This window comes from Empedobacter falsenii (assembly GCF_013488205.1).
GTDB classification, from domain to species: Bacteria; Bacteroidota; Bacteroidia; order Flavobacteriales; family Weeksellaceae; genus Empedobacter; species Empedobacter falsenii_C.
Genome location: NZ_CP040908.1, coordinates 2,987,422 through 3,012,934 on the forward strand (window position 1 = coordinate 2,987,422; position 25,513 = coordinate 3,012,934).

At 33.3% G+C, this 25,513-nt stretch carries 25 protein-coding genes; 7 read left to right on the plus strand and 18 right to left on the minus strand.

Translation table 11 applies throughout. The features are described 5' to 3' along the window. Positions 1–196: 196 nt before the first annotated feature. From FH779_RS14010 to mraZ, 14 genes are all read right to left on the minus strand, one after another. Positions 197–649 (minus strand): GatB/YqeY domain-containing protein, encoded by a 453-nt coding sequence (locus FH779_RS14010; RefSeq protein ID WP_180905148.1) that lies wholly within the window; start codon positions 647–649, stop codon positions 197–199. Between the two features lie 102 nt (positions 650–751). Further along, entirely contained in the window at positions 752–2,596 is a 1,845-nt protein-coding gene (ftsZ, locus tag FH779_RS14015; protein ID WP_125349666.1) for a cell division protein FtsZ, read from the minus strand. 55 nt (positions 2,597–2,651) lie between these two features. Beyond that, on the minus strand, positions 2,652–4,103 hold the full coding sequence (ftsA, locus tag FH779_RS14020; RefSeq protein ID WP_180905149.1) for a cell division protein FtsA: 1,452 nt from the start codon (positions 4,101–4,103) through the stop codon (positions 2,652–2,654). Further along, complete coding sequence (locus FH779_RS14025) at positions 4,090–4,821, minus strand: cell division protein FtsQ/DivIB (RefSeq protein WP_221627940.1); 732 nt, start codon at positions 4,819–4,821, stop codon at positions 4,090–4,092. The genes ftsA and FH779_RS14025 overlap by 14 nt, the downstream gene beginning before the upstream one ends. A gap of 1 nt (position 4,822) precedes the next feature. After that, positions 4,823–6,163, minus strand: coding sequence for a UDP-N-acetylmuramate--L-alanine ligase (gene murC, locus FH779_RS14030; RefSeq protein ID WP_180905151.1), 1,341 nt, complete (start codon positions 6,161–6,163; stop codon positions 4,823–4,825). Further along, the gene (murG, locus tag FH779_RS14035) at positions 6,163–7,269 is read right to left on the minus strand and encodes an undecaprenyldiphospho-muramoylpentapeptide beta-N-acetylglucosaminyltransferase (RefSeq protein WP_180905152.1); all 1,107 of its coding nucleotides are present in this window, start codon (positions 7,267–7,269) and stop codon (positions 6,163–6,165) included. The genes murC and murG overlap by 1 nt, the downstream gene beginning before the upstream one ends. Beyond that, positions 7,241–8,440, minus strand: a complete 1,200-nt coding sequence (locus FH779_RS14040) for an FtsW/RodA/SpoVE family cell cycle protein (protein WP_180905153.1) — start codon at positions 8,438–8,440, stop codon at positions 7,241–7,243. The genes murG and FH779_RS14040 overlap by 29 nt, the downstream gene beginning before the upstream one ends. Positions 8,441–8,455: 15 nt before the next feature. Continuing rightward, positions 8,456–9,790: a UDP-N-acetylmuramoyl-L-alanine--D-glutamate ligase gene (gene murD, locus FH779_RS14045; RefSeq protein ID WP_180905154.1), complete on the minus strand. Its 1,335-nt coding sequence runs from the start codon at positions 9,788–9,790 to the stop codon at positions 8,456–8,458. A 3-nt stretch (positions 9,791–9,793) separates the two neighbouring features. Then, on the minus strand, positions 9,794–11,035 hold the full coding sequence (gene mraY, locus FH779_RS14050) for a phospho-N-acetylmuramoyl-pentapeptide-transferase (protein WP_125349644.1): 1,242 nt from the start codon (positions 11,033–11,035) through the stop codon (positions 9,794–9,796). Between the two features lie 3 nt (positions 11,036–11,038). Continuing rightward, positions 11,039–12,502, minus strand: coding sequence for a UDP-N-acetylmuramoyl-L-alanyl-D-glutamate--2,6-diaminopimelate ligase (locus FH779_RS14055; protein WP_180905155.1), 1,464 nt, complete (start codon positions 12,500–12,502; stop codon positions 11,039–11,041). After that, complete coding sequence (locus FH779_RS14060; protein ID WP_038332822.1) at positions 12,499–14,481, minus strand: penicillin-binding protein; 1,983 nt, start codon at positions 14,479–14,481, stop codon at positions 12,499–12,501. Before FH779_RS14060 ends, FH779_RS14055 begins: the two co-directional genes overlap by 4 nt. Next, positions 14,459–14,818, minus strand: coding sequence for an FtsL-like putative cell division protein (locus tag FH779_RS14065; protein ID WP_052217625.1), 360 nt, complete (start codon positions 14,816–14,818; stop codon positions 14,459–14,461). Before FH779_RS14065 ends, FH779_RS14060 begins: the two co-directional genes overlap by 23 nt. Before the next feature lie 9 nt (positions 14,819–14,827). Beyond that, positions 14,828–15,733 carry a 16S rRNA (cytosine(1402)-N(4))-methyltransferase RsmH gene (gene rsmH / locus FH779_RS14070; protein WP_180905156.1) on the minus strand — a complete coding sequence of 302 codons (906 nt, stop codon included), beginning with the start codon at positions 15,731–15,733 and terminating at the stop codon, positions 14,828–14,830. Further along, positions 15,726–16,187 carry a division/cell wall cluster transcriptional repressor MraZ gene (gene mraZ / locus FH779_RS14075; protein WP_038332815.1) on the minus strand — a complete coding sequence of 154 codons (462 nt, stop codon included), beginning with the start codon at positions 16,185–16,187 and terminating at the stop codon, positions 15,726–15,728. The genes rsmH and mraZ overlap by 8 nt, the downstream gene beginning before the upstream one ends. A gap of 262 nt (positions 16,188–16,449) precedes the next feature. Between mraZ and FH779_RS14080 the strand changes: the two genes are divergently transcribed. Then, a complete protein-coding gene (locus FH779_RS14080; protein WP_038332809.1) occupies positions 16,450–17,232 on the plus strand; it encodes an alpha/beta fold hydrolase in 783 nt (260 codons plus the stop codon). 2 nt (positions 17,233–17,234) lie between these two features. Next, positions 17,235–17,867: a ribosome biogenesis GTP-binding protein YihA/YsxC gene (gene yihA, locus FH779_RS14085; protein ID WP_084106860.1), complete on the plus strand. Its 633-nt coding sequence runs from the start codon at positions 17,235–17,237 to the stop codon at positions 17,865–17,867. 34 nt (positions 17,868–17,901) lie between these two features. Here the strand turns inward: yihA and FH779_RS14090 are convergent, their stop codons facing one another. From FH779_RS14090 to FH779_RS14100, 3 genes are all read right to left on the minus strand, one after another. After that, positions 17,902–18,225 (minus strand): hypothetical protein, encoded by a 324-nt coding sequence (locus tag FH779_RS14090; RefSeq protein ID WP_180905157.1) that lies wholly within the window; start codon positions 18,223–18,225, stop codon positions 17,902–17,904. 40 nt (positions 18,226–18,265) lie between these two features. Beyond that, on the minus strand, positions 18,266–18,688 hold the full coding sequence (locus FH779_RS14095) for a type II 3-dehydroquinate dehydratase (protein WP_125349650.1): 423 nt from the start codon (positions 18,686–18,688) through the stop codon (positions 18,266–18,268). A gap of 213 nt (positions 18,689–18,901) precedes the next feature. Continuing rightward, positions 18,902–20,182: a replication-associated recombination protein A gene (locus tag FH779_RS14100; RefSeq protein ID WP_180906865.1), complete on the minus strand. Its 1,281-nt coding sequence runs from the start codon at positions 20,180–20,182 to the stop codon at positions 18,902–18,904. A 113-nt stretch (positions 20,183–20,295) separates the two neighbouring features. On the opposite strand from FH779_RS14100, the gene FH779_RS14105 reads away from it, so the two are divergent. The 5 genes from FH779_RS14105 to mscL all read left to right on the plus strand — a co-directional run bounded on the left by FH779_RS14105 (position 20,296) and on the right by mscL (position 22,908). After that, complete coding sequence (locus FH779_RS14105) at positions 20,296–20,700, plus strand: hypothetical protein (RefSeq protein WP_115001760.1); 405 nt, start codon at positions 20,296–20,298, stop codon at positions 20,698–20,700. A 58-nt stretch (positions 20,701–20,758) separates the two neighbouring features. Continuing rightward, positions 20,759–21,265 carry a thioredoxin family protein gene (locus FH779_RS14110; RefSeq protein WP_180905158.1) on the plus strand — a complete coding sequence of 169 codons (507 nt, stop codon included), beginning with the start codon at positions 20,759–20,761 and terminating at the stop codon, positions 21,263–21,265. Between the two features lie 98 nt (positions 21,266–21,363). Then, positions 21,364–21,597, plus strand: a complete 234-nt coding sequence (gene yidD / locus FH779_RS14115; RefSeq protein WP_038332792.1) for a membrane protein insertion efficiency factor YidD — start codon at positions 21,364–21,366, stop codon at positions 21,595–21,597. Beyond that, positions 21,597–22,490 carry a prolipoprotein diacylglyceryl transferase gene (gene lgt / locus FH779_RS14120; RefSeq protein ID WP_180905159.1) on the plus strand — a complete coding sequence of 298 codons (894 nt, stop codon included), beginning with the start codon at positions 21,597–21,599 and terminating at the stop codon, positions 22,488–22,490. Before yidD ends, lgt begins: the two co-directional genes overlap by 1 nt. 34 nt (positions 22,491–22,524) lie before the next feature. Next, complete coding sequence (gene mscL / locus FH779_RS14125; RefSeq protein ID WP_180905160.1) at positions 22,525–22,908, plus strand: large conductance mechanosensitive channel protein MscL; 384 nt, start codon at positions 22,525–22,527, stop codon at positions 22,906–22,908. A gap of 75 nt (positions 22,909–22,983) precedes the next feature. Here mscL and FH779_RS14130 read toward each other — a convergent pair whose 3' ends face one another. Continuing rightward, a complete protein-coding gene (locus FH779_RS14130) occupies positions 22,984–25,506 on the minus strand; it encodes an outer membrane beta-barrel family protein (RefSeq protein ID WP_180905161.1) in 2,523 nt (840 codons plus the stop codon). Between the last annotated feature and the right edge of the window lie 7 nt (positions 25,507–25,513).

Sequence of the window (25,513 nt, forward strand, 5' to 3'; positions counted from 1 at the left end):
GATTTGTTAATTTAATGTTAAAATAAACTTGTAATCCTAATTTTTTTGGCAATAATTTATTTAAATCGGATATGTTATTGATTATCAATAAATAATGATTTTGTATAATTTGAAGAAATTTATCAAATAAAGAAATAAAAAAGGTAAAGTTTATAAAACTTTACCTTTTCTTAATTTTTAAAGATTTAAAAATCAATTATAAACTAGCTAAAATGTCTTTTACTTTAGCCGAAATTAATTTTCCTTCCGCTTTACCAGCCAATTTAGATGAAGCAGCTCCCATTACTTTTCCCATATCTTTTGGAGAAGTAGCGCCAACCTCTGCAACAATTTCTGTAATTGCAGCTGTTAATTCTTCATCTGATAATTGAACAGGTAAAAATTGTTGAATAACTTCTGCTTGCGCCAATTCTTTTTCAGCTAATTCTTTACGTTCATTTGCTTCGAATTGTTCAGCAGCTTCTTTACGTTGTTTTACTAATTTTTGTAATAAAGCAATTTCTTGATCTTCTGATAATTCTCCGTTAGCACCAGATGTTTTTGCTAATAATAATTCAGATTTTACAGCTCTTAAAGCTTCTAAAGCAACAGTATTTTTAGCTTTCATCGCTTCTTTTAACTGTGCCATTATTTGAGTTTCTAAATTCATTTGTTTTGCTTTTTAGACTACAAATTTAAGACAAAAAAAGGCTCATCGCAAAAGCAATGAACCTTTTCTATAATAAGAATATTTTTTACGAGTGATCGTTTATTAATCTACGTTATCGTGTAGAAAATTGTTTGGACGAATTTGTGTTTCGTTGTTACGATTCGTTCCGACAGAAAAATCAGAAGATTGATTATCATTACGATCAGATAAATTCAATCCTTGACGTTTGTAAGCAGGAATTGCTTCGTATTCGTCTACTTGAGAATTCGTCATCGTATTGTTGAATTTAAAATTAAATTGTTTCAAACGATTTCTTCTTTCTTCAATCATACTATTCAATTCAGGATCATTTGATTGCTCAATTGGTTGACTAAATGGATCTATAGCAACTTGTAATTCTTCAGCTTGTGGAGCAACAGAATGAGCTACATTAGATTGAACTGGCTCTACATTTCCATATCCTTCGTTCTTTGGAGCTTGATATCCAGCATAATTATTTTGAGGATAGTTTGACTGCTCTGAAGCTACAGGATTAGAATATGAATTATATGTTTGATTATTATTTACATTATTCGTTGGTTCTTGCGGACGATTAAAATCTGATTTCAAACGTGGTTCGAAATCATCATAAGAACGTCTCTCTTGCACTGGCTCATCATCAATATCATCTAAAACATAACGCTTTGGAGAATTATTTTCTTCGAAAGATTCTTCTGGCGTATTGTGATAAGTTTGTTGTTGAAAACTTTGGTTAATATCTGCTTGACGATAATTATTTTGAGGAGCCTCTGGCGTTTGATTTTGTTGAGGCGTTTGTGGTGCTTGCTGAGAAGCATTAGAACGACCAAAATCTAACGTCATTGGTTTTACACGATTCACAAAAGGTTGCTCAACTGATAACGTTTTATTAATTGGTTGTTCTTCCTCTAATGTATGTACAATTTTTTGTTCCTCTTTTCCTGTATACGCCTGATCTTCTGTAGGAAAACCAGTTGCTACAACAGTTACAGAGATAGAATCTCCTAAATCTAAGTCTTCACCAATACCCATGATAATATTTGCACTATTACCAGCTTCTTGTTGAATGTAATCATTGATGATACCGATTTCATCCATTGTAATTTCGTTATTACCAGATAAAATCAATAACAATACGTTACGTGCACCTGTAATTTTGTTGTTGTTTAACAATGGAGAATCTAAAGCAGAAGAAATTGCGTCTTTCGCTTTGTTTTCACCAGAACCTTGCGCAGATCCCATGATTGCTGTACCAGAATTTTTAAGTACTGTACGCGCATCACGTAAATCGATGTTCATTGCATAGTGTTGAGTAATAACTTCTGCAATTCCTTTAGCTGCTGTTGTTAAAACCTCATCAGCTTTCGAGAAACCATTTTTGAAACCTAAGTTTCCGTATAATTCACGTAATTTATCATTGTTGATAACAATTAATGAATCGACGTTTTGTCTTAATTTTTCGATACCTTTTTCGGCTTGTTCCAACCTCATTCTTCCTTCGAAAAAGAATGGCGCTGTAACAATCCCAACTGTTAAGATATCCATTTCTTTTGCAATACCAGCAATTACTGGTGCTGCACCGGTTCCTGTACCACCACCCATTCCGGCAGTAATAAAGACCATTTTGGTTCCTTCGTCTAAAACAGCTTTTACATCATCCATACTTTCGATAGCAGATTGCTCTCCTACCTCAGGATTTGCTCCAGCTCCTAAACCTTCTGTTATTGCTTGTCCTAATTGAATTCTTGTTGGTACTGGACTATTTGCTAATGCTTGAGAGTCCGTATTACAAATTACAAATTCTACACCTGCAATTCCTTGTTCAAACATGTAGTTTACGGCATTACTACCTCCACCACCTACTCCGATTACTTTGATAGCTTGAGATCGGCTCTTTGGTAAGTTGAACACAATATCTCCTGTTAACATATCACTCATATTCTTCTTATTAAATTGGTTCGTAATTTATTCTAGTTTATTCTTATTATTCAGTTTCGTTGATCATTTGGATAAATTTATCCGTCCATTTCGAAAAGAAATTTTTCTTTTCTGGTTTAGATTTAGCTTCTTTCTTTTCTCCAATTTCTTGATCCAAGAATTCGTCCACTACTTCTTCTCTTTTTGGTTTTTGGATAATTTCTTCCTCAACAACAATTTCAGCTTTTACAGTCTTTTTTTGTTGCGTTGGTTGAATTCCAATTTCTAATTCTTCTTGGTTATTTAAATTATTAATAACTGGTTTTTCATAAATTTCGTGCTGATAATTCGCCGCTAATTCCTCTAAACCTTTCATTAATAAACCTACAGATGTTGCATATTCTGGTCCACTAATTTCCTCAGCTTTTGCACCAACAATATGTTCGTTAGAATATCCAATTCTTACATCCATTCCTGTTACATATTCTGTAAGTTGACGAATGTGTTTCAATTTAGATCCACCACCTGTTAAAACGATTCCTGCAATCAACTTTTTGTTTTGATCTTCGCAACCGTAATTTTTCAATTCCAAATATACTTGTTCCAAAATTTCCTGCACACGTGCATGAATAATTTGTGACAATCTTTTTAATGATATTTCTTTTGCTTCGCGTCCTTTTAAACCAGGAATCGATACAATTTCAGTTTCTTTATTTTCTCCTGGCCAAGCAGAACCAAATTTTTCTTTTAAAGCTTCGGCTTGCTTTCCAATAATAGAACATCCAACTTTAATGTCTTCTGTAATCACATTTCCTCCAAACGGAATAACAGATGTGTGTCGAATAATATTATCCTTGAAAATTGCAATATCCGTTGTACCACCACCTATATCAATCAATGCAACACCTGCTTCTTTTTCTTCTTCGCTAAGCGCAGCACTAGACGATGCAATTGGTTCTAAAGTAATACTTGCCAAACGTAAACCAGCAGCTTTTACACAACGTGCAATATTTCGGATAGATGAAACTTGTCCTACAACCACATGGAAATTAGCCTCTAAACGACTTCCGTACATACCAATTGGTTCGCGAATTTCACCTTCGTTATCAACCTTAAATTCTTGAGGAAGAACATGGATAATTTCTTCTCCAGGTAACATCACCAACTTATAAACTTGATTTGTTAATAACTTTAAATCATTATCATCAATCACGTCTTCTGAATTAGTACGAGTAATGTAATCGCTATGTTGTAAACTACGAATATGTTGTCCAGCAATACCAACAGTAACATCAGTAATTTTGACACCAGATGATCTTTCAGCCTTATCAATTGCCTCTTTTATCGAGTTAATGGTTTGTGTAATATTGTTTACAACACCTCTGTGTACACCTAAGCTTTTTGCTTGTCCGTGTCCAAGAATTTCGATTTTTCCGTTCTCATTTTTTCGTCCGACAAGCGCTACAATCTTTGTAGTCCCTATGTCTAAGCCAACTGCAATCTTACTATTGTTCTCCATTTTTTATTCGTTTGGTTGCTACAACTTGGTTTACAAATTTCAAGCTCAATTTTTCATAATCTTCAGTTCCTATAAAATCAATGTATTGATTATAGAATAATTTTAGATTATGTAACTTCTGTTCAAAGTTGTTTAAAGTTCCTAATTCTATATAATAGTTTCCTGTGTTTACAATTAAATTAAAAGAACGTTGTCCCACTTTTTGAATTGCTATGATATGATTTTTTAATAAATCGTCTGCTTTCAAAGCTTGAACAAATTTACTCAAATCCTCATATTCATTCGGTTTTACATCACCAGAAACTAAGATTACATCTGCTGAATTTAATTTAGATAAAGGCATTTTTCCGCCTTTTGTTGTCAAATAAAATTCATTTTTCAGCGTCTTTATTCTTGCTACTGCTGAGTTTGCTTTTATGTCAAGTCGTAAATGTCCGTTGATATCTTTACTTACTTGTACAGAATCCACAAAAGGACTCTCACTTACTTTTTGTTCGATTTCTTTTACATTCACTTCTCGTAGAGATTGTTTCAGAATGTCTTTTCCATCTTTGTTGATAATTTCTCTTATCGATTCATCATTAATAAAATAATTATCAACTGGCTGAACAAACGCCACGTCAATTTTATTCACTGTACGCGAAGCATTTTTAATTACCGTAAAACTAATCAAACCGATTAGCAAGGCAACTCCAAAAATCACTTTTATGATTTTCAATTTACGCTTCACTTAACCACTCTTTTATTGGTTTAACAATTGTATCAATATTTCCTGCTCCCACAGTCAATAATACATCAAAATCTTGTTTTTTGATGTTTGCTAAACTATCTTCTAATGAAGATACTATTTTTTCATTTAAATTCACCTTTTCTAGCAACCAATTTGAAGTAATTCCTTCGATTGGTAACTCTCTGGCAGGATAAATGTCTAATAAAATCAAACTATCTAACTGCGATAAACTTTCTCCAAATTCTTCTGCGAAATCTCTTGTACGTGTAAATAAGTGAGGCTGAAATACTCCCAACACTTTTTTACCTGGATAAAGTTCACGAACTGAACGAATTGCTGCATTCAATTCTGTTGGGTGATGTGCATAATCGTCGATGTAAATTTTTCCATTTGCTTCGAAACGATTAAAACGTCTTTTAACTCCAACAAAAGTTGATAAAGCTTCTTTTATTTTATCATGAGGAACTCCCATATAATCAGCAACAGCCAAAGCCGCAACCGCATTTTCCATGTTGTGATGCCCTGGTAATAAAATTCCGATATCTGTCAATGAACCGTTTGGCGTTTTTACATCAAACACATAATGTCCGTCAATAATTCTTACATTGTGCGCATCGTAATCTGCGTCCAAATCCACTCCATATGTAAAAGCTCCTTCGAAAGGCAAACCTTTGTGAACAAATAATTTTTCTTCGACAATTGCTGCAAATTCTTGAAACGATTTTTTCACTTCATCACGCTCTCCATAAATATCCAAATGATCAGCATCATCACTTGTGATAATCGCTAATTTTGGAGAAAGACGTAAGAAAGAACGGTCAAACTCATCGGCTTCTGCAACTGTATATTTAGATCCATTTAAGATGATATTCGAATCGTAATTTTCTGCAATACCACCTAAAAAAGCTGTACATTCTACATTCGCAACTTTTAGGATGTGCCCTAAAATAGACGAAGTCGTTGTTTTTCCGTGAGTTCCCGCAACACCAATATTGTATGTATGTTTGGTAATTTCACCTAACACTTCTGAACGCTTCATGACTTTAAAATCATTCACTAAAAAATAATTTAGTTCTGAATGATCTTTTGGTATCGCTGGCGTATAAATTACCAACGTATTTTCTGCATTAATTCCTCCTGGAATTAATTCGATATTATCTTCGAAATGAATATCAATTCCTTCAGCAATCAATTCAGTTGTCAACTCGGTTTGCGTTTTGTCATAACCAGCAACTTCTTTTCCGATTGACTTGAAGAAACGTTCCAAAGCACTCATTCCGATTCCTCCTGCACCGATGAAATAATAATATGTTTTATCTAAAATATTCATTATAATAAATTCAATAATATATCTACAATCTCTTTTGTCGCGTTCGGTTTCCCTAATTGCTTAATGTTTTGAGATAATTTATTTTTTAATTCTTCATTGCTCGCCAAAGCAATTACTTCTTTGACTAAATTTTGTTTTGCATCTGCATCTTTCACCATGATCGCTGCATCTTTCTCAACCAAAGCTTGCGCATTTTTGGTTTGATGATCTTCTGCCGCTGTTGGTAATGGAAGCAAAATAGTTGCTTTTCCAACAATACACAATTCAGAAATCGCCATTGCTCCTGCACGAGAAACAATCATATCCGAAGCTGCATACGCATCTTTCATGTTATAAATAAATTCAGTTACATGAATCGTTGGATATTTATTACCAACCAAGTTTTTGATTTTTTGATAATCTAACTTTCCTGTTTGCCAAATCAATTGAACGCCACTTGCAACAAATTCGTCAAGGTTTTCTAACCAAGCATTGTTCATTGCTCTTGATCCTTGTGAACCACCAACCGATAAAATTGTTGGTTTTTCTGGATCTAATCCAAAAGCTAAAATTGCTTCTGCTTTTGATGGTAAATTTTGAAAAATCTCAGCACGAATAGGGTTTCCTGTGTAATGCACTTTTTCTTGTGGAAACTGTGAAATTCCTTCGTAAGCTGTACAAATTGCACTGGCTTTATTTTTCAAAATTTTGTTGGTAACTCCTGGAAACGAATTTTGTTCTTGTAATAAAATCGGAACATTTTTGCTTCCTGCTACCCACAACATTGGTCCACTGGCATAACCTCCTGTACCAACAGCTAAATCTGGCTGAAAATCTTTGTAGATTTTTTTTGCAAGACTTAAGCTTTTTATCAATTTGAAAGGAAACTTTAAATTCGCTTTCATGTTACTTCTATCAAATCCAGAAATTGGTAAACCTTTTATGTCATACCCAACTTTTGGCACTTTTTCCATTTCCATTCTTCCTTCTGCTCCAACGAACAAAATTTGCGCATCTGGCAAACGTCTTTTTATTTCGTCTGCAATTGCAATAGCTGGATAAATATGTCCACCTGTTCCTCCGCCACTTATTAAAACTTTAGGCGATGTCTTCGATGTATTCTTCACTTAATACTTTTCTATCTTGTTCTAATTCTTCTTGCGATTTAATCTGAGTACTTACACTCAAAATTATTCCGAACGAAATACATGTCATCCAAATGGATGTTCCTCCGTAACTAATCATTGGCAATGGTTGCCCTGTTACTGGAATTAAATTAACCGCTACAGCCATGTTTACCATTGCTTGTATAATAATTGGTAAGCCCACTGCAAATACAAGTAGCGTACCAAAAACAGTATGAATTTTCGATGCGATGATACAAATCCGTATTAAAATCAGAAGGAAAATTCCAATTAATAGAATTGCACCAATTGCACCATACTCTTCTACAATAATCGCGAAGATAAAATCGGATGATGATTGAGGTAAAGTTTGTTTGAAAACACTTTTTCCTGGTCCAGCCATTTCATTCAATCCTCTTGCAATTGCAGCTTTTGCGTGTAAAACTTGATAACTTTCTAATCCAGAATCATCATTAAATTTCTCGATACGTGACATCCATGTGTGCACACGAGAATTTGTTACTAAATCTGGTCGAGATAAAGCCATCCACACAAATCCGCCACCAAGTATTAAACCTACCCCGGCAATTGTAAATAAATATTTGAATGGAAATCCACCAATAATCAACAATATTCCGCACATTCCAGCTAACATCAACGCTGTTGAACCATTAGAAGGAAAGATTAATCCTACAATTACAATAATTGGTAAGAATAATGGAACTGCTGTATTTTTCCACGTATATTCTTTGTCTCTATTTTTTGTTAAATAACGAGCTATATAAATCAACAACGCTTGCGAAGCAATCATCGAAGGCTGAATACCAATTCCAGTTCCCGGAATCGTTAACCAACGTGCAGCATTTGCACCTCCAATGGTCTGTCCTTGTACAAGTGTTATTGCCAAAACTCCAGAAAGTATAACAACAGCTGTTAAAGCAAACAAACCAAACCAACGATAATCAATACGTTGTAATCCATAAATGATAAATAAACCAATTAATAAAATCACAGCGTGTTTACCTAAATGCCCAAAAATAGTACCCGATCCTACCGTATACACCAAGTTAGAACTTGCTGAATAAACTGGTAAGAACGAAAATAGTGCTAACAATAAAATGAAAGCCCAAAGCGGTTTATCGCCTTTAAAATATTTTTGTACGATGTTAGACATTGGTTAGATTTGTTATTATAGTTTGCGTACGTTTTCTTTAAATTGATCTCCACGATCTTCATAACCGCTGAACAAATCGAAACTTGCACAAGCTGGTGATAGAAGAACCGTTTCTCCTTTTGTTGCTAATTTATATGATTGTTCTACACAATCTTTCATTGTATTTGTCTCAACAATTGTATCGATATATGGACTGAAAAAATCAACAATTTTTGCGTTATCAACACCCAAACAAACAATTGCTTTCACTTTCTTTTTCACGAAAGGTAAAACTTCGTTGTAATCGTTTCCTTTATCAGTTCCTCCAACAATCCAAACAACTGGTTTCGTCATACTTTCCAAAGCAAAATATGTTGCATTCACATTTGTTGCTTTAGAATCGTTGATAAAATCAATTCCTCCAATTGTCAAAACAGGCTCTAAACGATGTTCAACAGATTTGAAATCTGATAAACTCTTTTTAAGCTCCTCATTATTAATATCAATAATTTTTGCGGCTACAGCCGCAGCCAATGAGTTAGAAACATTGTGTTTTCCAATTAATCCTAAATCATTCACTAACATTGTAAAATCACCATTCGAATCGTTCACACGGAACAATTCATTGTTTGCGTATGCTTCATTTGTTGCATCCATCATTGTGAACGGTTTACGATGAGCTCGAATATCAATCTGATCAATCATCTCCATTGTTTTTGGATCATCCAAATTGTAGATAAAATAATCGTTTTCATCTTGGTTTTCAGTAATTCTGAATTTAGCCTTTGCATACAAATCAAACTGATAATTGTATTGGTCTAAATGATCTGGTGTAATGTTCAGCAAAATTGCAACATACGGTTTGAAATCTGTTTTGATATCATCTAACTGAAAACTACTTACTTCTAATACATAATAATCGAAATTGTCTTCTGCTACAGATTTTGCAAAACTTTTTCCGATGTTACCACCTAATCCTACATTTAATCCAGCTTGCTTTAGGATATGGAACATCAAACTTGTTGTTGTTGTTTTTCCATTAGATCCTGTAATCGCAATAATTTTTGCATCTGTATAACGAGACGCAAATTCAATTTCAGAAATAATTGAAATTCCTTTTTCTTCTAATTTCTGAATTAGCGCTGCTTTTTTTGGAATACCTGGACTTTTCATTACTTCATCGGCATTCAGAATTAATTCTTCTGTGTGCTGACCTTCTTCATAAGCAATTCCGCGCTCCTCCAAAAGTTGTTTATACTTGTCTTTTATTTGTCCCATGTCCGAAAGAAAAACATCAAAGTTTTCTTTCTTCGCAAGAATAGCTGTTCCTACGCCACTTTCTCCTCCTCCTAAAACGACTAATCTTTTCATTTTTTATCTAATCTTTAAGGTAATAATACTAATTACCGCTAAAATGATTCCGATGATAATTGCACGCACCACGATTTTACTTTCGTGATAACCTAACTTCTGAAAATGGTGATGTAGAGGAGACATCAAAAAGATTCTACGACCTTCACCAAATTTCTTTTTCGTGTACTTGAAATAAGACACTTGTAACATTACTGATAAACTTTCTGCGAAAAATATTCCGCATAAAATTGGTAGTAATAATTCTTTACGAACGATAATTGCCAAAACAGCAATAATTCCTCCGATTGTTAAACTTCCTGTATCACCCATGAACACTTGAGCTGGATAGGTATTATACCAAATAAATCCTATCAAACCTCCAAGGAAAGCTCCACAGAAAATCAAGACTTCTTCTGAACGCGGAATAAACATAATGTTCAAATAATCGGCGAACATTAAATTTCCGGAAACGAAAACAAACATCGAGATTGCTGCCATAATCACAGCCGAACTACCTGCTGCTAAACCGTCGATTCCATCTGTTAAATTTGCTCCATTCGAAACTGCTGTAATGATAAAAATTACTGCAAAAATAAAAATCGCTGCAACCGCCCATGTTGGTCGATCTTGCGCATCCATCCAAAATAAAATATCAGAATAGTTAAATTCATTTCCTTTCACGAAAGGCATTGTTGTTTCCAACGTTTTTTCTTCTGGACCAAATTTTATTTGTCGGCTGTATTCTGTTTGTTCTGTTCCTACAGGCGTTTTTACTCTATTTTCTTGATGTTTTACGGTAACTGTTGGACTGAAATAAAGCATTAATCCAACTACAACTCCAAGACCAACTTGTCCTAAAATTTTAAATTTACCTTGTAAACCTTCTTTGTTTTTTCTAAAAACTTTGATGTAATCGTCTAAAAAACCAATCACACCCAACCAAATTGTTGAAACCAACAAAATGATAATGTAAATATTATCTAATCTCGCAAAAAGTAAAGTAGGAATTAACGTTGCCAAAATGATGATTAAACCACCCATTGTTGGCGTTCCTGCTTTTTCGATTTGTCCTTTTAAACCTAAATCACGAACAATTTCTCCCATTTGTTCTTTACGTAAATAACTGATGATTCGTTTTCCGTAAAACAAACTGATGAACATTGCCAATAAAATTGCCATTCCCGCGCGGAAAGACGTGTATTGAAACATACGCGCTCCTGGAAAATGGATACCTTCTAAATAATCAAATAAATAGTATAACATTCTTTATTTGTTCAATATTTTACTCAATTCTGATGCAACTTCTACATCAGAAAAATGTGTTCTTACTCCGTTAATTTCTTGATACGTCTCGTGACCTTTTCCCGCAATCAAAATAATATCTTTTGGTTCGGCCATTTTAAGTGCTGTTTTTATAGCTTCTTTTCGATCAGTAATCTTCAAGGTGCGATTATAAAATTGCGCTTTTACACCAACTTCCATCTCACGAAGAATTTCTTCTGCATCTTCGGTTCTTGGATTATCTGATGTAAAAATGGCAAGATTAGATTTTTCGCTCGCGATATCGGCCATTTCAGGACGTTTTGTTTTATCTCGATCTCCACCACAACCTACAACTGTTATTAGTTTTTCGTTTTTGGTACGAATTCCTTCTATTGTATCCAAAACATTTTCTAACGCATCAGGTGTATGTGCATAATCCACGATTACGATAATTCCTGACTCCGTTTTGAATGTTTGAAAACGACCATCAACATTTCCTAGTGTGCTCAATGCTTTTAGAACTTCTAACTCATCTTGTCCTAAAATTGACGCTACACCAAAAACTAATAATAAATTATATGCATTGAATTGACCAATTAATGATGTCCAGAATTCTTTTCCATTGAATTCTAATTGCATTCCATCAAATTGGTGTTCAATAATTTTTCCTTTAAATTCTGCATCAGTTTTTAGCGCATACAATTTTTTCGTAGCAACTGTATTCTGAAGCATTACTTTTCCGTTTTTATCATCTGCATTCGAAATTGCCGTAGACGTTTTTGGCAAATCGTCGAAGAATTTCTTTTTTGCTTCAAGATAATTTGCAAACGTTTTGTGATAATCTAAATGATCGTGTGTGATATTCGTAAATCCAGCTACTTCGAAATGCAAACCAGCAATTCTATTTTGATGAATTCCGTGCGAAGAAACTTCCATAAAAGCAAATTCGCATCCTCTATCTACCGCTTCGCGAAACATTTTGTTCAATGTCAAAATATCTGGCGTTGTATGCGTAGACGGAATCACTTCACCATCAATTACAATTTTAATCGTCGAAATTAATGCACAAGCATAACCTAATTTTGTAAACAATTCGTACAACAAAGTTGTCGTTGTTGTTTTTCCATTCGTACCTGTAACTCCAACAAGTTTTAAATCTTTTGTTGGATTTTCATAAAAATTAGAAGCTAAAATTCCTAATGCAATCGTTGAATTTTCAACTTTCACATACGTTACTCCTTCAACTAAATTTTCTGGCAAAACTTCGCAAACAATTGCTTTAGTACCTAAACCAATCGCTTTTTCTATATACTGATGACCGTCAACTGTAACTCCATTTACAGCGACAAAAACATCATTTTTTGATACTTTTCTTGAATCAAATTGAATATTATTGACTTCAACTTTTGTTGAACCAATCGTTTCTGAGATGGAAACTTTATATAATAAATCAACTAAATTTCTCATCCTTCCAACATTAAATAAATTGTCTCACCCTTCTTAAATCTTGTTCCCGCAGGAATGGATTGATTTGTTACTTTTCCAAACCCTGAATATTGCACATCTAATCCTAAATTTTCTAATACCGGAATTGCTTTAGATCCTGTATGACCAGTCACATTTGGCACTATATTTTTAGAATTACTAACATTAATATCATCTCCTTTTTTAAACTCTTTCACCGCGTTCTTTTTTACTAAATCACGTGGCAAAGGTATGGGAGTTTTTGAATATACCCAATCGGCAATTTTCTTAAAAACCGGAGCAGTTACACTACCTCCATAAAACCCTTTGGCTGTATTTGGTTTGTGCACAACTACGATACAAGAATACTTTGGTTTTTCTGCTGGAAAATACCCTGCGAATGAAGCACGATATTGCATTCCTTTACCATCTCGCTTCCAATAATCAACACGAGCAGTACCAGTTTTACCAGCAATATCGTAATTACTATTACTAATAATACGTCCCGTTCCTTGTTCTACTGCTCCACGAAGCATTTCTTGCATCTGTTTTACATTTTCCAAAGACGTTAGTTGATCTACTAAAACGACAGGTTCAAAAACTTTATCAGGTTCACCTTTACGCGTGATTTTATCCATAAATAATGGTTTCAACATTTTACCATTATTTGCCACTGCGTTGTAAAAAGTCACAATTTGAATTGGAGTTAACTGTAAACCATATCCATAACCCATTACAGGTAACGTAATATTACTCCAAGATTTACTATCTGGACGGTGCATAATTGGACTTCCTTCTCCAAGAATATCTACTCCAAGAGGCGAAGTCATATGCCATTTATCCATTTTTTTGAAGAAAGCTTTTGGATTTTCTCCGTAGTATTTATTAATAATTTTTGCTGTACCAATGTTAGACGATTTTTTCATCACGCCATCTACAGTCAATGTTCCATAACCGTGTGTATCTGTAATCGTACGACCATAGAATTTATAACTTCCACCTCCTGTTTCTACAGTTGAGTTTTTATTGATAAAACCATCATCCATTGCTGCAAGCAACGAAACTGTTTTGAAAGTAGATCCTGGCTCTGCAGCTTCACCAACCGCATAGTTATAATCGTCGATATATGTTCCGTCTTTTTTGCGAGATAAATTTACAATTGCACGAACTTTCCCTGTCTGAACTTCCATCACAACCACACTTCCGTGTTGCGCTTCAAATTCAGAAAGTTGTTTGTACAAAGCATCGTAAGCAACCATTTGCAAATCGGCATCTATTGTTGTGTAAACAGATGAACCTGCTTGAGGCTCTTGCTCCCAACTTTTCATTGGTTTCCATTTACCACGTCCCATAAATTGCTCCCAACGACGACCTTCAATACCGCTTAATAAGTCAGAATAAGCTCCTTCTAATCCTACTTTTCCGCGTTGATCATCGTAACCAATTGTACGAACACCAATATCTTGAACAATTAATTCTCGTTTTGATTCAGTTTCATGAATAAATCCACCTTTGTTTTGACCTTTGTTGAAAATTGGAAATTTTTTGATGCGTTGATATTGCTCATAATCCAAATCTTTCACCAACATCATGTAACGATTTTTCTTTTTACGTTCTGTAGAAAATTTGTCGTAAAAATAAGAGGGAGATTTTGTAAACATCTTACCTAAAGAATCGGCAAGATTGTGCATTTCTGTTTTGAATAATTCATCTTTGATCACCGTCAAATCCACATAAACATTGTGTTTTGTAACAGTTGTAGCCATTAATGCGCCATTAGAAGCATATAAATTACCACGCTCCGCCGTAACAGTATCTAATCTAAAATTATTCTTTTCAGCAAAACGCTCTAATTCAACCCCTTCTACAATATTAATTCGAAACATAAAAACAATAATAAAGATGGCCCAAATCGCAAGCGCGCCGGCAAATACCCATCCTTTGATGACAATATTGTTTTTATTTTTCGCTGACTTCGTCATAAACTTTGTCTACTATATAATAAGGTTGTTTATCTGGAATTTTCAAACCATACACTGCCGTACGCTCCAAAATTTCCGTTTCTAATTGCATACGCATCAAATCGCGATGCTTATCTGTATATTGAGATTTTAAATCTTCTACTTTATCTTGCAATTCAGCGATTCGAACCACTTTTCGATCAACTAAATGCGAACTCGAAATACTCAAAAAAGCCAAACCTACCAGATACAACATAAACTTCCAGTTTTGTTCTGAGCCAGTTTTAATTAAAAACTCACCTCTCAACAAACCTGTAAAAGTTTTTTTCTCTGGTAATATTTTTTTCTTTTTTGCCATTCCTATTTCTTAATCCTCATTACGAACCGCAATACGCATTTTCGCACTACGAGCTCTTGGATTTTCATTAATTTCTTCTTGCGTTGGCACAATCACCTTTGATTGTAAAGGTTTGAAAGGCGCCGACCAATTTCCAAAAACGTCACGTTCTGGTTCTCCTTCAAAAATTCCGTTTTTCATGTAGCGTTTTGTCAAGCGATCTTCTAACGAATGATACGAAATAATAACCAAGCGACCACCTGGCTTTATCACTTCTCCACATTGCGTCAACATCTCTTTCAATGCTGCCATTTCATCATTTGCCTCGATGCGTAACGCTTGAAACATTTGAGCGAAAAATTTATTTTCTTTCATTTTTGGAATGAATGAAAAAATTTGCTTCAACTCATCAATTGTATTGATTTGTTTATCAGCTCTTGCTTTTACAACTTCTCTCGCCAAGCGATACGAACCTTGCAACTCTCCAAAATCATAAAAAACACGAGCAAGATCTTCTTCTTCGTATTCGTTAATAATTGTTTTGGCAGATAATTTTGCATTCTGGTTCATTCGCATATCCAATTCTCCATCAAAGCGAGTTGAAAAACCACGTTCTGGTGTATCAAACTGATGAGAAGAAACTCCCAAATCACCCAAAACACCATCAACTTGTTTTATTCCACGAAATCTTAAATTATTTTTCAAGAATCTAAAATTTTGCTCAACTAACTCAAATCGATCATCATCAATTTTATTACGAACAGCATCCACATCTTGATCAAATGAAAATAATTTTCCATTTTGATCCAAACGACTTAATATTTCACGTGAGTGTCCTCCACCCCCGAACGTACAATCTACATATATACCTGATTCGTTAATAATTAACGCATCAACACTATCTTTTAATAATACTGGATTATGATATTCACTCATCTTCTCCTAAATTTCCCATTACATCTTCCGCCAAAGAAGCAAAATCTAAATCATCTACATTAATCGACTCTTCATATTTGTCTTTATCCCAAATCTCGATCATGTTTACAGAAGAATTTAGAACGACTTCTTTATTAATTTCTGCAAATTTCACTAAATCTTTTGAAATCTGTAGCCTTCCATTTGCATCAACTTCGACAATTTTTAATCCAGCCGTAAAAATTCTAATAAAATCATTGTTTTTCTTCACAAATCGATTCAATTTATTCAAATCATTCATCACTTTTTCCCATTCTTTCATTGGATGCAGTTCTAAACAATTTTGAAACACAGATCTTTTCAACACAAAGCCATCTTCCAAACATTCAGCAAGTTGTTTCTTCAAACCCGCTGGTATTGGGAGCCTACCCTTTGTATCTACCTTACACTCATATGTTCCAATTAATGAATTCATGATAGATTTTTTCCAAAAATAAAGAAAATATTACCACAAATTACCATTTTTTACCACTTTTATTGAAATAGTTATCAACAATTTAAAATTTAGTATCAGATAGTTATGTTTTTTCTAACGCAAACCCCATGTATAAAATGAGAAATAATGTTTATATAGACCTTGTTTTGATAAGTGATTAATATGGATTGTTAAAGTTTTTCATATAAACCACGAAATAAAAAATATAATTAATTAAATTTGTCGACTTAATATCGAGTAAATGTTTTTTAGCTTAAAGAAAAAAGATAAGTTCTCTTACATAGAAGAAGGAGAGGGACAACCAATTGTTTTGCTTCATGGATTAATGGGTGAACTTAGCAATTTCAGCTCACTTACAAATTATTATGCACAAAGAGGATATAAGGTTTTCGCACCAGAATTGCCATTATATTCTTTATCTGTCATCAATACTAATATCAAAAATATTGCAAAACATGTTGCAAATTTTATTGAAGAAGTCGTTAAAGAACCAGCTATTTTAGTTGGAAATTCTTTAGGAGGACATATTGGTTTGATGGTTTGTCACAGACATCCGGAATATGTAAAAGCACTTTGTTTAACAGGAAGTTCTGGTTTGTACGAAAAATCTTTTGGAGAAACTTACCCAAAACGTGGTAATTACGAATATGTAGAACGTAAAACGCGCGAAGTTTTTTACGATCCTGCTATCGCGACAAAAGAAATTGTAGATGATGTTTTTGACACTGTAAATGACAGAAATAAAGCTATCAAAACTTTATATATCGCAAGAGACGCAATCAAATCTAACATGAAAGATGATTTAAAAGACATCAAAATGCCTGTTTGTTTGATTTGGGGAAAACAAGATAATGTAACTCCACCAGAAGTTGCAATAGAATTTGAAGAAGAATTACCAGACGCTTCTTTATTTTGGATTGATAAATGCGGGCACGCTCCAATGATGGAACACCCTGAATTATTCAACGAAATTTTATACAAATGGCTAATCGAAAAACAATTAGATCCAGCCACTAAAGCATAATTATGATTAAAAAAGCTGAATTCGTAAAAAGTTCGCAAAAATATACAGATTGTCCAGATCCTTTCAAACCAGAATACGCATTTATTGGGCGTTCTAATGTTGGAAAATCGTCATTAATCAATATGTTAGCAGATAAAAAAGCATTAGCTAAAACTTCTGCAACACCAGGTAAAACTCAATTGATTAATACATTCGAAATGGATGATACTTGGTATTTAGCCGATTTACCAGGTTATGGTTTTGCTAAAGCACCAAAAGGTGTCCGTGGTGGTTTCAATAAAATGATTTATGATTACATTGAGTTTCGTAAAAACTTAGTAAATGTTTTTTTATTGATTGATTCTCGACACACGCCTCAAAAAATAGATTTACAGTTTATGGAATGGTTAGGAAACAAACAAATTCCGTTTGCGATTGTATTTACAAAATTAGATAAACTAACGAGTACACAAATGCAAAAAAACTTGAATCATTACAAAAACGAGTTATTAAAAACTTGGGAAGAATTACCAAAAATATTTACAAGTTCGGCTTCGAGTAAAATTGGTAAATTAGAAATCTTAGGCTACATTGATAGTTTGAACGAACATCTTGTAGACGAGTTTAAGAAAGAACAATACAAAAAAGAATATTAAAAAAGTCGGAACTATGTTCCGACTTTTTTGTTTATTACTCTCCTAATTCAGCAGATTTTGTTTTCAAATCATTGATACAAGGTTCTATTAATTTCATTAATCGTTCTTGTAATTCAGGTGTTGGATTATTCATTTGCATCATTTCTGTATACGTAAATTCATCCATCATTTTATCTGTCGAACAGTCACAATATTTTGTAATCAGTTCTTTTTTAGCCGCAGATATCCCTAGTGTTATTGCCGCTTGTTCACAAGCCGTCATTGCTTGAGCTTTTTGTTCTGCATTATGTTTATCAGCTTTCGAATTACAGCTAACAATGGTTAATCCAAAGATTAATCCTAAAATAATTTTCTTCATAGGTAATAGATTTTAATCTTGTTAAGATAATGACTATTAATTATTTCACAAAATCATTCACAGCTTCAACATAACCTGGTAAACCTTTTCCTGAAATAATTTTTAAACAACTTTCACCTGTTACACTATTTTTTCTAAAATCTTCGCGTGCATAAATATCCGAAATATGAACTTCTATCACTTTAGTCGTAATCGCTTTTATCGCATCTGCAATCGCATACGAATAATGCGTATACGCACCAGCATTTAAGATAATTCCGTCATATTTAAAACCTATTTCGTGCAACTTATCAATAATATCTCCTTCGTGATTTGATTGAAAATAATGCAACGAAACTTCTGGAAATTGCTTTCTCAATTCATGTTCAAAAAAATCTTCGAAAGTTTGTGTTCCATAAATTTCTGGTTCGCGAACGCCAAGTAAATTTAAATTAGGTCCGTTTATAATTTGTATTTGTTTCATTTTCTTTATTTTATAAATATAAATCTCTTTTTTAGATCGAAAAAGTTTAATTTTTTCTTTTTTTTAATCAATTTTTTACTTTTTATTAAGTTTTGGCACAAACCTTGTATATATACAATTACCAACCTATTATCATATAAACCAATCTAAACCAAAAAAATCAACCAAACCTTAAAATCTCAGTTAACAAATGATTAACTGGGATTTTTAATTTTAGTACCCATACTTTCCCTTCCACTTTTGATTGAGCGATTGTTTATCCACTTGCTCTCGCTTATTATTTCCTGGCTCATAAAAAGTCGTCCCCGAAATTTCATTTGGTAAAAATTCTTGCTCAGCAAAATTTCCTGGAAAATCGTGCGAATATTTATATTCTTTTCCATAATCCAAATCTTTCATCAACTTAGTTGGTGCGTTTCGTAAATGCAACGGAACAGGTAAATCGCCCGTTTGTTTAACGATTTGTTGCGCTTTACCAATCGCTAAATAAGTCGCATTACTTTTTGGAGAATTCGCCAAATAAACCGCACATTGGCTCAATAAAATACGAGATTCTGGATAACCAATCACCGAAACAGCTTGAAATGTATTATTCGCCAAAATCATTGCAGTTGGATTTGCATTTCCCACATCTTCAGAAGCCGAAATCAACATTCGTCGCGCAATAAATTTCAAATCTTCACCACCTTCAATCATTCGAGCCAACCAATAAACCGCTCCATTCGGATCTGAACCACGAATCGATTTGATAAAAGCGGAAATAATATCGTAATGCTGTTCACCCGTTTTATCATAACGCGCTAAATTTTGCTGAATACGTTCATGTACAATTTCATCGTTGATGATGATTTTATCTGTTGGAGAAAAACTATTAATCACCAACTCCAAACCATTCAACAGTTTTCTTGCATCACCACCCGAATATCTTAATAATGCATTTGTTTCAACTAATTCAATATTTAATTTAGATAAAACCTTATCTTTTTCTATAGCTCGTTCGATTAAATCAACTAAATCTTCTTTTTCGAGATGTTTCAACACATAAACTTGCGCACGCGAAAGCAAAGCTGGAACAACTTCGAAACTTGGATTTTCGGTTGTTGCTCCAATCAAAGTCACCAAACCAGTTTCTACCGCTCCCAACAAACTGTCTTGCTGTGATTTATTGAAACGATGAATTTCATCTATAAATAAAATCGGATTTTTCGTTCCCGAAAACAAATTTTGATTCTTTGCTTTTTCAATTACTTCACGCACTTCTTTCACACCAGAATTTATGGCGCTCAACGTATAAAATGGTCGATCAGTCAATTCGGAAATTAATTGTGCAAGTGTCGTTTTTCCTGTTCCTGGCGGTCCCCAAAAAATCATCGAAGCAATCATATCATGTTGCAACATCATTTTTATTGGTCCGTTTTCGCCCACCAAATGCTTTTGATTAATGTATTCTTCAAGCGTTTTTGGACGCATTCTTTCAGCTAAAGGCGCATTCATAAAATCTTGTTTAGATTTCAAAGTTAGGGAATGTTTTGTCAAAATGAATGATTTTTTGGACGACATATTTTGGCATTTAGATTTATTTTCTTTGTGTTAGAATAAAAATTAAAATGATGAAGAAAGCGTTAGAATGTGCTTTAATTTTAACAAGAAAGCACCAACTTTTGGGTGATAAAATTGCTTTATCAACTGATTATTTGAAAAAGATTGAACTAAAAGATAAACAATCAGAAATCAATAAACAAATGATTGAGTTTTTGGTCGAATTGCAAGAATTTGTCGAATTTATCAGAGTTAATCAAGAACTTAGATTGATGTATGTTGAATTGGTGAATTATTATTTCACGCAAATTCATCATCAAATTAATTTTTATGAAATTGAATTGGATCGTTTAGAATTTGAATCTAAATTCTCTATCAATATGATTAATCAATTTAATCAAAACGAAAAAAATAATGAAATAAATTCAGTTCAAGAAAAACTAAATTTATACTACACGATTATTAATTCGTAGAAAAACGTTTTCGGCATAATTTTTTATTGTAAATTCGACTTAATATTTAGAATTTGAAATGAAAAAATTAACTATGTTTTTTAGCTTAATGATTTTATCATTAAGTTTTGCATTTGGTCAACAAACAGAAAAACCAAAAATTTATAGCGAAGAAGCAAATCCGAAAGTAGATATTGCGAATGCGGTGCAAAAAGCTTCTACTGAAAAGAAACACGTTTTATTGCAAATTGGTGGTAACTGGTGCGCTTGGTGTGTGATGTTTGATAAATTGACGAAAGAAAATCAAGAAGTAAAAGACTATATCGCGAATAATTATGAAGTAGTTCATGTAAATTATTCTCCAAAAAATAAAAACGAAGAAACGTTAGCTGCATTGAAACATCCAGAGCGTTTTGGGTTTCCTGTTTTTGTGATTTTAGATGAGAAAGGAAATTTAATTCACACACAAAATTCGGCTTATCTTGAAAGCAAAGAAGTGAAAGGACACGATCCGAAAGTTGTGTTAGAATTTTTACAAAACTGGTCTTACAAAGCATTAGATCCAGCGAGTTATACTAAAAAATAATCTGCGTTAAGCACGTATCGTATAGAGAATCAATCTGCAAAAGCATAAACTTTTTAGATTGATTCTTTTTTATTTCGGTTATTGATTAACTTTGCAAGATGAACAAAATTTTGGTTACACCATTTATTCTGTTGGTAAGATTTTATCAATTAGCAATTTCTCCTTGGATGGGAAGTAATTGTAGATTTCAACCAACTTGCTCTTCTTACATGATAGAGGCGTTAAAAGAACATGGTTTACTGAAAGGTTTGTGGCTCGGAACAAAAAGAATTGGTCGCTGTCATCCTTGGGGAGGACATGGATACGACCCTGTACCTAAAAAGAAAAATTAATGATTAACTTAATTTCGTTTATCGATTGGGATCCAAAACCTTATTTATTTGAAATAGCAGGATTCAAAGTACATATTTACAGTTTATGTTGGATAGTTGCCTTTGTCGTAGGTTGGTATTTGATGTCGAACATTTTCAAGAAAGAAAATCAGAAAAAAGAATTACTTGATCCTTTATTCCTTTACACATTTATTGGAGCAATTGTAGGTGCAAGACTTGGAGAATATATTTTTTATGATCCAGCAGCGTTTATCGAACGACCAATCGAAGTTTTCTTACCTGTACAACATTCACCAGGACAAAGTGCTTTCTTTGGTCTATTACAAGATTACGAATTTGTAGGATTTAGTGGACTTGCAAGTCACGGAGCAGCATTGGGTGTAATTTTAACTTCCTATTTATTTAGTAGAAAATATTTGCATCGCAATGTATTATGGTTATTAGACCGTATTGCTGTTGTTGTTCCTTTTGGTGGAGCTGCGGTTCGAATTGGAAACTTTTACAACTCAGAAATTGTAGGAAAGGCATCAGAATTACCTTGGGCAGTAAAATTTCATCAACAAAGTTTGGGATATGGAGAAGTAATCCCTCGTCATCCAGCTCAAATTTATGAAGCAATAGGGTATGTTATCTTAGGAATTATCATGCTTTATATGTACAACAAAACAGACAAGAGAAAATATTTAGGAGCCTTGTTAGGCGTATTCTTATTTTTATTATTTTTAATACGATTTGTTGTTGAGTTCTATAAAGAAAATCAAGGTGAAGAAGCTGTTGCTCAAATGTTGAATATAGGATTAAACAATGGTCAAATCTTAAGTATTCCTTTTATGTTAATCGGTTTATACTTATTTATCTCTTCTAAAAATAGATTAGATACCAATCAACCTTAGAATTATTATAAACTTAGAAATAAATTTTAAACTTATGGGATTTTTTAAAGAATTTAAAGAGTTTGCAGTAAAAGGTAACGTAGTAGATTTAGCTGTCGGTGTAGTTATCGGTGGTGCCTTTGGTAAAATTGTTACTTCTTTAGTTGAAGATATCATTACGCCAGCCATTTTAAATCCAGCCTTGAAAGCTATTAACGCTGAAAATTTAGCTGCATTAGTAATACCAGGGACTGCAATTAAATATGGTAGCTTTTTAGCTGCTGCTATTTCTTTTATAGTTGTTGCATTTGCTTTATTCGTAATGATTAAAGGAATTAACAAATTGAAAAAAGAAGCTCCTGCTGAAGAACCAGTACCTGCAGGACCAACACAAGAAGAATTATTGGCTGAAATTCGTGATTTGTTAAAAAACAAATAATCATTTTTCGAACAATTAATAAAACAAAAAAGGATCGCAATTGCGATCCTTTTTTTATCGATTATTTTCAAACTACTAAGAAGCTGATTGCATTTGCATTTCTTCTCCACCTCCCATTTCTTCTCCATTTGAACGTTGTTGTTTACCACGTTGCTCTTTCTCGTTTGTATTTTTGAAACGATACGTAAATGAAAGGTTAATAGAGCGTTTCATCCAACGCATACTTTGATAGTTTTCTGATTCTTCGTAGAAAGTTGTTTGCTCTCTTTTACGAGAATTGAATACATCACGAATATTTAATGTTAATGAAGCTCTCTTTTTCAATAAATCTTTTGATAAAGATAAATCCATTGATAAGTTATCTTCTGTTTTTTGTTGAGCAGTTTTCATTCCTCCCATATAATTACCTGCGATTTGTAATTTTAAATCAGCTGGTAAAATAAAGTTTGATGATAAACGTCCACGAGAACTAAATCCATCTCCTTTGAAACTTTGTGTAAATTCTTTCGACTCTGTAACTCCTGTATCTGGATTTAAATAATCTGAAATTGTTGCTGAGTAAGAACCTGTTCTATTGTATCCAAATAAGTTGACATTAAACATTAAATTCCACCATTTGAAAGGACGATAAGTAGCAGTTAAATCTAAACCATAACGATCTTCATTTCCTGCATTAACTGGCATTGTTTCGAATGCTTGATTATATGGTTTTAAAGGATTTCCTGACTCTATATAATTATATGTTTGGAAATCATTAATCACATCAGTTGTTCTTTGGTAGAATAAACTTGGTGTCACCATCAATTTACCAACTGTTGCGATATACGATAATTCAAATGAATTAGTATATGTTGGATTAAGATCTGGATTACCACGACGAACATCTAATGCATTTACACTAGAAAAATATGGCATCAACATGAATCCCATTGGACGACGAACACGACGAGAATAGCTTAATTGCATCTCATTTTTATCTGTCAATTTATAATTCAATGTTAATGTTGGGAATAAATCTGTATATTTTTTTGAGATTGTATTTCCTTCTGAATGATTTGCAATTTCCATATCAGAACTTTCTACACGTAAACCTGCAAAGTATTGGAATTTTTCTCCAATTGCATTTCCATATTGCACATATCCAGCGTAAACATTTTGTTGATTGTCAATATCAGCCAAGAAAGCTTTATTTGGAGTTTCTGTTCCGTACGTATTAATTGTATTATTTCCACTATTTGTTTTTGTATCGCTTAAATCAACACGTGCACCTAGTTCAAATTTCCCTTTTTCTCCAATTGGACGAACATAATCTGCTGTAAAAACTGCAGAATTTTGAGTTTCTAAACTATATGTTCTTTCATTTCCTGTCAATACATCACTTGCATTTAAATTACGAATAATTCCATTTTCGTCTTCTTTTTGGTACGAGTAACGTCCTGTAAAAGTAAACTCATGTCCTTTTGTATCAAAAGCGTGTTTGTAGTTAAAATCCGCATCAAAACTTTTTTCTAACTCTTTTTCATTTTCGATACGAGCAGTTTTATCTGTTTGATTCCATAATGCATCATAATAATAGTATCTAACATCATTAATATTATTTCCATTATTGTAACGATATCCTGCAGAAGCTCCTAATGTATTTTTATCATCTAAATAATATTCACCTCCTAAACGTGCATTATAGTTTCTACGAATTCTATTGTTGTTCGTATCTGTTTTTCTATAATCAGAAATAATTCCATTCGGATAGTTTGTTGTCAAAGCATTCCCTTCTCCTTCTCTATCCATATAACGTGTACCTAAAGTAGTATAGATGTTATATTTTTTTGTTTTGTAGTTCAAGTTTACGTTTCCTCCAACCATTTTAGGAATTCCTCCATTTAACGTTACAGAACCATTAAAACCTGTATTAGAACCTTTCTTTAAAACAATATTGATAATCCCTGCAGAACCAGAAGCCTCGTAACGTGCAGAAGGATTTGTCACCAATTCGATACGCTCAACATTTTCGGCCGGAATATTTTTTAAAGCTTCTGCTACATCAGAAACACCTAACATTCCCGAAGGTTTTCCATCAATCAAAAACTTTACATTATCATTCCCTCTTAATGAAACGTTTCCTTGTGCATCTACAGAAACCGATGGTACATTTGCTAAAGCATCAGACAATGTTTGACCTTGCGACATTGGATCATTCGCCATATCATATACTTTCTTGTCCAATTCTACCTTATAAATTGGTTTTTCCGCTGTTACAACTGCTGCTCCCAATGATACAGTTTGCGTTGTTTTTACAGTAAAAGTACCTAGATCTAATGCAGACTCTAAATTAACTTGTTTTTCTATTACATCGTATCCCAATGGCTCAATCACAATAACATATTGTCCTGCCTTTGCTTCTACTGTAAATTCTCCTTTTGCATCCGTTGCCGCTTCTGCCACAACTCCATCTTCCGAGCTTTCAAGCGATATTGTAGTATATTCTACAGGCTTGTTTTCACTTGATAAGACTTTCCCTTTAATTTTTAAAAGCTCTTGCGCATTCAATCCTGCACAAACACAAATAAAAATCAAAGCAAATAAACTTCTTAACCTCATTTGTTTA